This is a genomic window from Fictibacillus solisalsi (genome assembly GCF_900103485.1).
Classification (GTDB): Bacteria; Bacillota; Bacilli; order Bacillales; family Fictibacillaceae; genus Fictibacillus_C; species Fictibacillus_C solisalsi.
The window spans coordinates 233202-245235 of the sequence record NZ_FNHW01000002.1 but is presented as its reverse complement, the minus strand read 5'-3'; the positions used below and the strand labels follow the sequence as shown (position 1 = coordinate 245235).

At 45.0% G+C, this 12034-nt stretch carries 11 protein-coding genes; 5 read left to right on the top strand and 6 right to left on the bottom strand.

Features of this window, described 5'->3' with window-relative positions:
- Positions 1 to 79: 79 nt before the first annotated feature.
- Positions 80 to 1252 carry an ABC transporter substrate-binding protein gene (locus BLT53_RS18670; RefSeq protein WP_090237331.1) on the bottom strand — a complete coding sequence of 391 codons (1173 nt, stop codon included), beginning with the start codon at positions 1250 to 1252 and terminating at the stop codon, positions 80 to 82.
- Between the two features lie 305 nt (positions 1253 to 1557).
- Between BLT53_RS18670 and BLT53_RS18665 the strand changes: the two genes are divergently transcribed.
- The 4 genes from BLT53_RS18665 (at position 1558) to BLT53_RS18650 (ending at position 7176) form a co-directional block, all read left to right on the top strand.
- A complete protein-coding gene (locus BLT53_RS18665) occupies positions 1558 to 3216 on the top strand; it encodes a glutamine--tRNA ligase/YqeY domain fusion protein (protein WP_090237329.1) in 1659 nt (552 codons plus the stop codon).
- A gap of 226 nt (positions 3217 to 3442) precedes the next feature.
- Positions 3443 to 5038 carry an ATP-binding protein gene (locus BLT53_RS18660; RefSeq protein WP_090237328.1) on the top strand — a complete coding sequence of 532 codons (1596 nt, stop codon included), beginning with the start codon at positions 3443 to 3445 and terminating at the stop codon, positions 5036 to 5038.
- Positions 5038 to 5721 (top strand): response regulator, encoded by a 684-nt coding sequence (locus BLT53_RS18655; protein ID WP_090237326.1) that lies wholly within the window; start codon positions 5038 to 5040, stop codon positions 5719 to 5721. Before BLT53_RS18660 ends, BLT53_RS18655 begins: the two co-directional genes overlap by 1 nt.
- 156 nt (positions 5722 to 5877) lie before the next feature.
- Positions 5878 to 7176, top strand: coding sequence for a CitMHS family transporter (locus tag BLT53_RS18650; protein WP_090237325.1), 1299 nt, complete (start codon positions 5878 to 5880; stop codon positions 7174 to 7176).
- Positions 7177 to 7431: 255 nt separating this feature from the next.
- On the opposite strand, the gene BLT53_RS18645 is transcribed toward BLT53_RS18650, so the two are convergent.
- From BLT53_RS18645 to BLT53_RS18625, 5 genes are all read right to left on the bottom strand, one after another.
- Complete coding sequence (locus BLT53_RS18645) at positions 7432 to 7866, bottom strand: DUF6526 family protein (protein ID WP_090237323.1); 435 nt, start codon at positions 7864 to 7866, stop codon at positions 7432 to 7434.
- Between the two features lie 24 nt (positions 7867 to 7890).
- The gene (locus BLT53_RS18640; protein ID WP_090237322.1) at positions 7891 to 8991 is read right to left on the bottom strand and encodes an ABC transporter permease; all 1101 of its coding nucleotides are present in this window, start codon (positions 8989 to 8991) and stop codon (positions 7891 to 7893) included.
- Entirely contained in the window at positions 8988 to 9914 is a 927-nt protein-coding gene (locus BLT53_RS18635) for an ABC transporter ATP-binding protein (RefSeq protein WP_090237320.1), read from the bottom strand. The genes BLT53_RS18640 and BLT53_RS18635 overlap by 4 nt, the downstream gene beginning before the upstream one ends.
- A 76-nt stretch (positions 9915 to 9990) precedes the next feature.
- Positions 9991 to 10644 carry an SIMPL domain-containing protein gene (locus BLT53_RS18630; protein WP_170834428.1) on the bottom strand — a complete coding sequence of 218 codons (654 nt, stop codon included), beginning with the start codon at positions 10642 to 10644 and terminating at the stop codon, positions 9991 to 9993.
- A gap of 106 nt (positions 10645 to 10750) precedes the next feature.
- Entirely contained in the window at positions 10751 to 11179 is a 429-nt protein-coding gene (locus BLT53_RS18625; protein ID WP_090237317.1) for an Lrp/AsnC family transcriptional regulator, read from the bottom strand.
- Positions 11180 to 11327: 148 nt separating this feature from the next.
- Here BLT53_RS18625 and BLT53_RS18620 point away from each other — a divergent pair, with 148 nt between their 5' ends.
- Complete coding sequence (locus BLT53_RS18620) at positions 11328 to 11903, top strand: cysteine hydrolase family protein (RefSeq protein WP_090237316.1); 576 nt, start codon at positions 11328 to 11330, stop codon at positions 11901 to 11903.
- Positions 11904 to 12034 lie beyond the last annotated feature (131 nt).

Here is a 12034-nt window from a genome sequence, read left to right as displayed (position 1 = left end):
CTGCACACTTGCAGCACTTTATTGAATAAAAGCTTAAAACGGAGAATAGGGGGACGGAGCCCCCTATTCCAACTTGCTCTTATGGATTGATTTTTGTATTAAACTCCTGCTTGCCGTCTTTGTACTCAAGAATGGATGCCGATTTGATCGGATCGTGGTTTTTATCCAGCGTCAGTTTTCCGGAAACAAGAGACAGGTCTTTTGTTTTGGCCAGTGCTTTTGCGATTTTTTCAGGGCTTGCATCACCAGAACGCTTAATGGCGTCCGCTAGGTAATATGCCGTATCATAACCTAATGCACTAAAGGCATCCGGTGATTTCCCTTTGTATTTTTTCTTATAAGCACTGACGAAATCCTGGATCTTCTTATCCGGATCTCCTGAAGAATAGTGGTTGGTGATATACGTATTGTTCAGCGCTTTTGGACCGGCAATTTCTACAAGTTTCGGAGAATCCCAGCCATCTCCGCCCATGAACGGAGCCTCAATGCCGATTTCACGCGCTTGCTTGATGATCAAGCCGACTTCTTCATAATAGCCAGGCAGGAAGATGAAATCTGGCTTGGCTGCTTTCAGACGTGTAAGCGTAGCACGGAAATCAGTATCTTTTGCCACATAGGCTTCCTCGGCCACAATGGATCCGCCATTTTTCTTATAAGCAGATTTGAACGCGGACGCAAGCCCCTTGGAATAGTCGCTCGCACTGTCAATAAAGACAGCCGCTTTTTTCGTTTTCAGCTTGTCTGTCGCAAAGTTTGCAGCCACTGTTCCCTGGAACGGATCAATAAAGCAAGTCCGGAAGACATAATCATTAACCTTGCCGCCTTTATTTGTAATTTCCGGGTTCGTTCCTGTCGGTGTGATTAAAGGTACTTTGTTGCCCTGGGCAATTTGCACCTGTGCAAGTGTATTGGTGCTGGTCGCAGCCCCGATCACAGCCGCCACCTTATCCTGGCTGACGAGTTTAAGCGATCCGCTTGTTGCTTCTGCAGCTTCTGATTTATTATCTACTTTGACCAGTTTAATTTTCTTTCCGTCAATTCCCTTTTTGTTCAGCTCGTCCAATCCAAGCTGAAGCCCTTCGGCAATCGACTGTCCATAGGACGCTACGCCACCTGATAGTTCAAGGTTGGCTCCTACTTTGATAGTCTCCTTGCCCCCAGAACCTCCTGTCGATGCCGCACCGCAGCCCGCCATCACTCCTGCGGATAATGATAGAGAAAGTAAGATACCTGCCAATTTCCTCTTCTTCATGTTTCCATCCCCCTCTTTTTTTATAAAAAAGAACACCCTCTACAATATTTAAATATTGTAAATAAAATCAATATTCTGAAAATATTTTACCTCATTCTATATGTACCGTCTAGCGTATTTCTTCCATTTCATTTTTCCTGCTTTCACTTAAAGTTTTTTCAAAAATTATAAAAAAACATAGAATGGATGAGGAGTTAAACTGTTTTTTTGTTTATAATAGCTAAGGTAACCAAGGGGAATTTTGTTTCCTTGCTGTGAGTGATATAATGTACGGATAGAAATGTTAATAGAAAGGCTGATACGGGATGGAAGAAAACTCTAATTTTATAAGAAGCATCATTAAAGAGGATCTGGAGTCCGGAAAACGCGATACCGTTGTTACCCGATTCCCTCCGGAACCGAACGGCTACCTGCATATCGGGCACGCCAAATCCATTGTAATCAATTTTGGAATCGCAGATGAGTTCAACGGACAAACCAACCTTCGTTTTGACGATACAAACCCTTTAAAAGAAGACCAGGAGTATGTGGACTCCATTAAAAACGACGTCACATGGCTCGGCTACGAATGGGAGAACCTCCGCTATGCCTCCGATTATTTCGAGGAAATGTACAACCGCGCCGTCCGATTAATTAAAAAAGGAAAAGCATATGTGGATGACCTTTCCATCGAGGAAATCCGAGAATACCGCGGCACATTGACTGAACCTGGAAAAGACAGTCCGTACCGCAACCGTGCAGTCGAAGAAAACCTTGACCTGTTCGATCGCATGCGCAAGGGTGAATTCCAAAACGGTGAAAAGGTGCTCCGCGCCAAGATAGATATGTCGTCGGGCAACATCAATATGAGGGACCCTGTTATCTACCGTGTATCCCATGCCACTCATCATAATACAGGGGACAAGTGGTGCATTTACCCGATGTATGCATTCGCCCATCCGATTGAAGATGCAATTGAAGGGGTGACGCATTCTCTTTGTACGACCGAGTTTGAAGAACAGCGCCCGCTGTATAACTGGGTTGTAGAAGAGTGTGAAATGTCAAGCAAGCCTCAGCAAATCGAGTTCGGCCGTTTGAACATTGAAAATACAGTAATGAGTAAACGAAAACTGAAACAGCTGGTTGAGGAAGGTTATGTGGACGGTTGGGATGATCCCCGCATGCCGACCATTTCCGGACTGCGCCGCAAGGGTTATACTCCTGAAGCGATTCGTGAGTTCGTGCAAGCAACAGGCGTTTCGAAAGGCTCCGGTGCAGTAGATGAGGCCATGCTTGAACACTTTGTACGCGAAGATTTAAAGTTGAAAGCACCACGTACCATGGGCGTACTGGATCCGCTAAAAGTCGTCATCACCAACTATCCGGAAGGACAGGTTGAAATGCTTGATGCGGAGATCAATCCGGAAAACCCTGAGATGGGAACTCGCCAAATTCCGTTCTCCCGTGAGATTTACGTGGAGCGCGAGGACTTTATGGAGAACCCGCCAAAGAAATATTTCCGCCTTTTCCCAGGCAATGAAGTACGTTTGAAGCATGCTTACTTCATTAAATGCGAAGAAGTGATCAAGGACGAAAACGGTGAAGTGGTGGAGCTGCGCTGCACGTACGATCCGGAAACGAAGAGCGGCACTGGATTTACTGGCCGTAAAGTTAAAGGAACGCTGCATTGGGTAGAAGCCACACAAGCTCTTCCTGCCGAGTTCCGTCTATATGAGCCATTGATTCGTGATGAGGACCTTAAGGCAGCTGACGAAAGTGAAGACAAAACGTTCATCGATTTTGTCAATGAAGATTCGTTAACCATCCAACAAGGCTTTATCGAACCAAACATGAAAGACGCCAAACCACAGGACAAATTCCAGTTCTTCCGCCACGGCTATTTCAATGTGGATCCTAAGCATACGAACAGCGAGAAGCTTGTGTTTAACCGTATCGTTTCCCTGAAAAGTTCATTTAAGCTGTAATCTTAAAACCCGGCTCTTTAAGGAGAGCCGGGTTTTCTAATGTGTACTGATTATGATGGCTCACCTGTTTTACACAATATGCAATCTTCCGGTAAATCCACCATCCCCGGGTAATGCAGTACCCGTACCCGCTTCATGCAGTCATACTTCCCTTCAATACTCCATTTGATGACAGCAAGACTGTTGGCGTATAGTAATAGTAAAAGATGCAAAGGAGGAATGCCGCCTGAAAGCCGTAAAGTTATCGCTGCAAATTAAAATTCTCGGGCTGGTGCTCTTATTTGGATTCTTTTTGATCGTCCTGCTGACCGGCTATTTTAGTTATAAAGAAAGCAATCAGATTGAAGAAAATAAGGGAAGGCTTGCCCTTGAACTCGCAAAATCCATTTCCTTCATGCCCTCGGTCATTGAGGCATTCGATTCAGATGACCCGGCCAAAATGATACAGCCCCTTGCAGAAAAAATCCGGAAATCGACCGGTGCGGAATTTATTGTTGTAGGAAACCGGCAAGGTATCCGGTATTCCCATCCCGTGCCCTCCGAGATCGGCAAGAAAATGAGGGGCGGCGACAATAACAGAGCGCTAAAGGGAAAATATTACGTTTCAAAAGCAAAAGGTTCTCTTGGACCTTCATTAAGGGGAAAAGCTCCGATATATAACAAACAAGGCGAGATTATTGGCCTTGTATCGGTAGGATTTTTATTGGAGGATATCAACGAACAGATTACGAATAATCTGCAAAAAGGACTGGTCGTGTCCTTTCTTGCACTCATCGTTTCGATTATTGGGAGCTACGTGTTATCCCGAGACATCCGAAAAGATACAATGGGGCTGGAGCCTTATGAGATTGCCGCTCTCTACAAGGAAAAAAATGCGGTCTACCATTCGGTAAAAGAAGGGATTCTCGCCATTAAAAAGGATGGGCGAATCACCAACATGAACCAGCCGGCAAAGAGGCTTCTTAACATTGAAGGTTCTGTACGAAACATGAAAGTGGATGGGCTTTTTCCGTCGGAATATCTTTATGAAGTCATGAAGCGCGGCAACCCGGAGCCTGACAAGGAAATGTACTGGAAAGGCCAGACAGTGATCGTGAACTGTACGCCGCTCCGAAATAGAAGCGGTGAAATTACTGGGGTTGTAGCTTCTTTCCGTGACAAAACCGAGATCGAACAAATGCTCAATACGCTTTCTGAAGTAAAACAGTATTCTGATGACCTGCGTTCACAAACCCATGAATATACGAATAAGCTTTATGTTTTGTATGGCCTTCTTCAGCTCGGCGAATATGAAGAGGCGATTGATATGATCAAAAATGAAACCCAGCTTCTTCAGCTGCAGCATTCCGTCGTATTCAGGCAAATACAAGATACAAAAGTACAAGCCATTCTTTTGGGTAAACTCGGAAAAGCGTCCGAAAAGAAGATCCAGTTCGAAATCGCTACAGACAGTACATTGGAAGTGCTGCCGCAGCATATCAAACTGTCCAAACTGATTATCATCCTCGGAAACATTATTGATAATGCCTTTGACGCTGTGTCTGGGTTGGAATCTCCAAGCGTAAAGCTGTTTGTCACCGATATTGGCAGCGATATCATTTTTGAGGTTGAAGATAATGGCACAGGCATCAAAGAAAAGGATATCCCTCAGCTTTTTAACCGGGGCTATACCTCGAAAACAGGAAGCAACCCGCGGGGATTTGGACTCGCGAACGCCGATAAAGCAGTAAAAGAATTGAACGGGATTATCGAGGTACACAGCCAACCGGAAAGTGGCACAATATTTACAGTGTACCTTCCAAAGAACAACCAGGGGAGCTGATGAAATTGATCAAGGCAGCCATCGCAGAAGATGATTTTCGAATTGCCGGTATTCATGAAAAGTTTTTACAAAAGTTCAGCGAAATTCGTGTTGTGGGAAAGGCGCTGACCGGAGAAAACACCCTTCAATTGCTGAAGGACACAAATCCTGATTTACTTTTACTTGATGTCTATTTGCCGGATATGCTGGGATCGGAGCTACTTCCTCTTATCCGCGAACGTTTTCAGGGAATCACCATTATTATGATTACCGCTGCCACCGACAAAGAAATCCTTGAGAAAGCGCTCGGTTATGGAGTGGACAATTATTTAATCAAGCCTGTCACTCAGGAACGCTTTGAAGAAGTGATTCAGAGCTTTATCAAAAAGCATGCACTTCTGTCAGTAAACGGTCCAGTAAACCAGGATATTGTGGACCAGATTTTCAAAAAATCCAAACAGGAACAGAGCAAAAAAGGAACCGCCTACCCGAAAGGAATCGATGAAATTACTCTTAAAAAAGTGAAAGCCGTTCTGGAGTCCCAACAACAGGGCATGTCTGCCGAGGAAGTCGGAAATGCCATAGGCGCCTCAAGAATTACCGCACGGCGTTACCTGGAATACATGTCGTCGGTCAATGAGCTTAGGACAGAAGTCGTCTACGGCATCGTTGGCCGCCCTGAAAAGAAATATTACCCCGTATAAAGGGTGGCAGAACAGCAGCCACCTCTTTCTTATCCTCCTTCATGAACTTAATGTACAAAATGACACTAAAGTACGTTAATAACTTTATTTTGTAAACGTTTTCATGTCAGAAAATTTCGTTTACACTGTGGTTAGTTTACGAAAGAGGTGAAGACCGTGCTCGCATTATTAGGTTTCTTATTAATCCTGACTTTCATGTTTTTAATTATGACAAAACGTTTATCTGCCATGATCGCCCTGATGGTGATCCCAGTTATTTTTGCATTGATTGGCGGTTTCGGTAAAGACATTGGACCGATGGCTCTTCAAGGAATAAAAGATGTAGCTCCTACAGGAATCATGATTTTGTTTGCCATTCTCTTCTTCGGCATTATGATCGATGCCGGCGTATTTGATCCAATCATCTCACGCATTTTAAAAATTGCCAAAGGCGATCCGGTAAAGATTGCGATCGGTACCGCGGTTCTTGCTCTCCTGATTTCCCTTGACGGTGACGGAACTACCACCTATATGATTACGATTTCCGCCATGCTTCCGCTGTATAAGCGAATTGGCATGCGACCTCTCGTTTTGGCGGGTATTGCCGTATCTGCTTCCGGCGTTATGAATCTGCTTCCCTGGGGCGGACCGACCGCCAGAGCCATGACCGCTCTGAAGCTGGAAATGTCCGACATTTTTACTCCGGTCATTCCTTCCATGATCGGCGGCGTCATCTTTGTGCTGTTCATGTCCTATGTCCTTGGTAAGAAAGAACGGAAACGAATTGGTGTGGCAGAGATTGACTACAGCACGATGGCCATGCAGGCGGCAACGATTGACCCAGAGGTCCTTGCGCTTAAACGCCCGAAACTTATTGTAATCAACTATGCGCTAACCATTCTGTTGCTGGTTGCCTTGATTAAAGAACTATTGCCAACGACTGTGCTGTTTATGGTTGGTTTTGCAATCGCCATCACTCTGAACTATCCTAAGCTAAAAGACCAGAAAGAACGTGTAGCACACTATGCGGATAATGCATTGTCTGTTGTTACGATGGTGTTCGCAGCTGGAATTTTCACAGGAATTTTGACAGGAACGAAAATGGTCGATGCGATGGCCAGTTCCATGATTACTCATATTCCTGATGGCCTTGGATCACACTTTGCGATCATTACCGCCATCATCAGTGCACCATTTACCTTCTTTATGTCCAATGACGCGTTTTACTACGGAGTGCTCCCGCTCCTTGCCAAGGCTGCTGCCGGATATGGCATCGACCCGGCCATGATCGGACGAGCTTCCCTGATGGGCTTGCCTGTCCACCTGTTGAGCCCGCTCGTTCCATCCACCTATTTACTAGTGGGAATGGTCGGCGAAGACTTTGGAGATTTGCAGCGCGGCTTCCTGAAATGGGCTTGCGGCTCCACCCTTGTGATGATTCTGGTCGCCGTCGGGCTGTCGATCATACCATTTTAATAGGATGCAAAAAAAAAGGGAAAGCCCACGGGCTTTCCTTTTTTGATTGATTAGCAGTTTACTATAATCCGGGTTTGGACAGTAAAATTTCATTTTTGGCCAGTAAATCTCTTATTCTCGCCAGTAAAAAGTAAATTCCGGACAGTTAGTTCCCGATTTCGGCTCGTATGAGGTTCCACCATCTTTCAACTGAGCCCCTGGCCTGCCTGATGGGCCCAAAAACCAGCATAAAAACACTCAATGAGCTATTTTTTACTAAATTCGATAATAATCTCCCCGCCAATCCTGAATTTTCTCCTTAATTTCTTTCGTATTCCAATTGTTTTCGGCTGCTTTCTCACTCAGTGCAGGAAATTCTTCATCACTCGCAAAGCGCAATGCGACAATTTGCCTGGCGGACAGCCGCTTGTCGAGCAGTTTGCCGGTCAGCACATAATGTCTCAGGTTTTCTTCTGCCCGAATGGCCCGGTCCTGGGCTTTTAGCGGGTAAAGCCGTACAAGCATGAAAAGGGCCACAAGCGATCCGGCCATTAGAAGCAGTACGACCGCCAGATTGATGTTTCTCCACTCAATCAAAGCATCGATGAAGTAAGTAACAGCTGTGCCAAGCGAGCCCAACACAAAAATCAGCAGCACGAAATGATATAAAGGATGTATCCTTGCGTGGTTTTTTAAATTTTGATTCTCCATATTTCCCTCCTGCAAGATATTTGCTTATTCCCATTTAAAGGTCAGACTTGCCACAATAAAAGCACCGATGATCCAGCCGCCAAGAACGAGCGCCTCCGTTCCCAGACTCATAAATGACGCCCCCACGTTCATCGTCTCCCTCATCGCTGTCGTCAGATGTGCTATTGGAAGGATATGAACGATCGGCTGGAGAAATTCCGGCATGTTTTTAATCGGGAAAAAGACTCCGCCCAAAAACAACATCGGAAACGACAGAAATCCAGCAATCGGACCGGCGCTTTCCGGTGTTTTCGCGATACCGGCAATAATAAAGCCAATCGCCATAAATGCCAGCGTTCCAAGGATGACAAAACTAATAAGCGTCAGCCACGAGCCTCTTACCTCGACGTCAAATACGAGACGTGCGACCATCAAGACGATCAAAGCCTGCAGTCCGTTCAGCATAAGACGTGCAGTGATCTGAGCCGCAATGAAAGTGTGGGCCTTCAGAGTGGTTCCCTGCATCCTCCGTAAAATGCCCCGTTCACGCCACGAAGCAATCTGGCCTGCAACTCCGTTCATGTTGTTGCTCAGGATCATCATCGCCACGATCCCTGGAACGAGAAAATCGATATAACGAAGATTGAGCGCCTCCACGCCTTTTGGATTAATCACGACGGCTGGCTTATAATCTGCTTTTTGTTTGCTAACCGCATCTACTGCATTGTAAACGAGCTGCTGGCCGATCTGGGAAACGGCCATGTCGGTTTCATTATAAAAAACAGGCAGTGAAAACGGTTTTTCATTCTGTGAGGAGTCCTTCATTCTCTTTTCATAGCCCTTGGGAACTTCTACTACGAGCTGGACATCCCCTTGCTTCAGCTGGGCGAGCGCGTCTTTTTTACTGAATGCTTTCTCAAGGGAGATCGCCTCATTTTTCTTTAAAACACCCGCAAGCTGCTTGGACTGGGAAGAGTGATCCAGATCGACATAGCCGATCGTCACCGACATGCCGTTCCCATTTCCTAAAAAGGAGCCAAGCATGACCATGAGGAAGATCGGAAATGCAAGCGTCCAGAACAGCACCTGCCGGTTGCGCAGGAAAATTCGCAGCTGAGCAAGCGTTAACTGCCAATAAGCCTTCATCCTTCTCTCAGACTCCTTCCTGTCATGTGAATAAACACATCCTCCAATGTGGCGGTACGGGTCTGCAGATCGGTCAGTTTTAACCCTTTTTCCGAAGCGGTCTCAATCAGGCTCGTTAACGTTTCCTGAAGGTTGTCGGTGTATAGAACCTGAACATCTTTATGTCCACCGATTTGTGTCACCCCTTTAATGTCTTCCAAATGAAAAGGGGCATTCTCATCCACACGGAACTCGACCGCACTGTCTGACTGAAGGTTTTTCACCAGATTTTCCGGTGTATCCAGTGCGATCATCTTCCCTTGGTCCATGATGGCAATCCGGTCACACAGCACATGCGCTTCATCCATATAGTGAGTCGTCAGCATGATCGTCTTCCCTTTTTGCTTCAGGTTCAAGACAATGTCCCACAATGTCCGCCTTGCCTGCGGATCGAGACCTGTCGTTGGTTCATCCAGAAAAATGATCCACGGATCATGTACTAGAGCAAGGGCAATCGCCAGCCTCTGCTTTTGTCCTCCGGATAAGCTCTTGATCCGGCTTTTGCGTTTGTCCGTCAGGATCATGTCTTCAATTAGTTCAGGAATTGAAATGTGCTTCGGATAAAAGCTCGCATACATTTTTAAAATCTCTTCAACGGTCAAGAGTTCAAACAAGGTAGTGGACTGCAGCTGCACACCGATTACCTCTTTAATCCGCTCCAGGTCTTTCCGAATGTCGAATTCCCCGATCCACGCAGTTCCCTCATCTGGTTTTCGGAGCCCAACCAGCATTTCAAGGGTGGTCGTCTTCCCCGCTCCATTTGGACCAAGAAGGCCGAAAACTTCTCCTCTATGTACCTCAAAGTCAACACCATTCACCGCGTAAAAGTCTCCATATCGTTTTACCAGATGCTCGGCTTTAATAATCGTCTCATGAGAACTCAAGGTTATCCCCCATTTCTTAACTACATCATAAAAAAGAGCTAGGTAACCCTTCAATAAGAGCCTAACTCATTCCTTTTTATGGCATATAAAAAAATTCCGCCTCAATGGCTGCTGTGATTTCATTTTCACCGGTTTGAATAGGCACCGGTTCCGCATGCGCCAGCATGGCTCCTTGAAAAGGGACAGGGCCTGGTCGTGAACTTTTGGGTAACTCAGTCACTTTTGCCGGGTAGCGGTTAATGGTGACACCCAGATCCCTTGCGATATTCATCGCCTTTTGCTGAGCATTTTGAACGGCCAGCGTTAGCGCTTGATTATAAAAGGCATCCTGTGACGACACAACAAATTGGATAGACGAAACAGAATTGGCTCCCTGGCTAACAGCCATATTGATAACGGCACCGGTTTGGCTTATATCCCGAACGGTAACCTGAAGCTGATGATTCACCTGATAGCCTTTTAAATGCTGCTGTCCGTTTTCATAACTATATTGCGGATCAATCCGATAGAGCGACGTCTGGATGTCTTTGGATGGAATGCCCATCGTCATCAGACCATGAATCACCTGGTTCATCACTTCATTGTTCTGCTTTTGTGCGGCACTGACATCCTTATTCTCGGTGATGACACCAAGGGTAAGTTGCGCCTGGTCCGGCACGGCATAAGCAGTCCCTTCCCCATACACTCTGATGGTGTTTCGAATGGATGTATCCGGCCGGTCATAATACACCGAAATCCCTCCTATTTGCAGACTACTCCACAGTTTATGCGGCAGGAGCCGGGTCCATAACAAAATAACGGGGTAAAGAAGAAGAGAAGTCTATGTTGAATGTATTTCAAAAATTTCGAATTACTTTGTTCGAGACGGGAGATGAAAGATTTATTAAGGATGAGGGTTTTCCGTATTCCATCGAACGATCAATAAAGTCCTCCAATGTTTTTACAGACTTTGTTACGACCTTAATTAAATAATCGTATTGGCCAGCCAATCGGTTGCATTCAATGACATCGGGATGCTCCTTACAAAAAGAAACAAAGGGTTTACACCTTGTTGTGTTGTACAGGATATAAGCCGTTATCACCTTATTAACGGCTGCCGGATTAATGACCGCTCTGTAACCTAAAATAATATCCCTTTCCTCCAACTTTTTAACCCTTTCATTTATTGCCGGGTTAGAAAGCTTTACTTTCTTCCCTAACTCTGTCATTGAAAGTCTCCCGTTTTCCTGAAGACAAACCAGTATTTCCTTGTCTATTTCATCCATCCCATATACCTCCTCAAAAATAAAAGTAAAAGTTAATTTTATTCGCATTTTTTAAAGTTAAATTGTTATTCTACTTTAATAAACACATGTAACAATTTCAATTCTTTTCCTATAATAGATGAACACTTAATTTAACAAGGAGGATTCTATGAAAAGAAATAATCACCCTGCCCTAATACTGGTAGACATACAGAAAGCTTTTGAAGATCAAAAATGGGGTAAGCGAAATAATTTGATGGCAGAAGAAAATATAAAAGAGCTCCTGGACCTTTGGAGAACAAAGGATTGGCCTGTTGTTCATATTCAGCACTATTCTGATAATCCTACTTCACTTTTCCACCCATCCAATAAAACCTTCGAGATAAAAGATATTGTAAAGCCTGCCGGCAGCGAACCCGTATTTACAAAAAAGGTAAACAGTGCTTTTATCGGGACGGATTTGGAAAGTTATCTTAGAAAAAGTGATATTATTTCAGTGGTCATCACTGGATTAACTACCCCTCATTGTATATCAACCACTACAAGGATGAGTGGCAACCTCGGTTTTAAAACCACTCTGCTTTCCGATGCCACTGCCGCCTTCGAATTAAGGAATATCAATGGAAAAATCCTTGATGCTGAAACGGTACATCAAGTTTCCTTAGCCACCTTGAACGAAGAGTTTGCAAAAGTAATGACTACACATGAATTATTATGCAATATAAGAGAAGAAGAACTTCGTTGAACAAACGTCGGCTTTTCTTTTGGCCCACAGATAATTGCCCCTGCTCTTTTTGCCCCAGTGAGCAGGAAGTTTGAAGAAAGCAGGCTCGTTTGAAATACTTTGAAGTGAGTTGTCAATCCTATAGAAAAGGA

Excerpts from the sequence above, each read along its gene's own strand:
- BLT53_RS18670 (WP_090237331.1), bottom strand. The coding sequence starts at position 1,252 with ATGAAGAAGAGGAAATTGGCAGGTATCTTACTTTCTCTATCATTATCC.
- BLT53_RS18665 (WP_090237329.1), top strand. The coding sequence starts at position 1,558 with ATGGAAGAAAACTCTAATTTTATAAGAAGCATCATTAAAGAGGATCTG.
- BLT53_RS18655 (WP_090237326.1), top strand. The coding sequence starts at position 5,038 with ATGAAATTGATCAAGGCAGCCATCGCAGAAGATGATTTTCGAATTGCC.
- BLT53_RS18645 (WP_090237323.1), bottom strand. The coding sequence starts at position 7,866 with ATGGAGAATCAAAATTTAAAAAACCACGCAAGGATACATCCTTTATAT.
- BLT53_RS18640 (WP_090237322.1), bottom strand. The coding sequence starts at position 8,991 with ATGAAGGCTTATTGGCAGTTAACGCTTGCTCAGCTGCGAATTTTCCTG.
- BLT53_RS18625 (WP_090237317.1), bottom strand. The coding sequence starts at position 11,179 with ATGGATGAAATAGACAAGGAAATACTGGTTTGTCTTCAGGAAAACGGG.
- BLT53_RS18620 (WP_090237316.1), top strand. The coding sequence starts at position 11,328 with ATGAAAAGAAATAATCACCCTGCCCTAATACTGGTAGACATACAGAAA.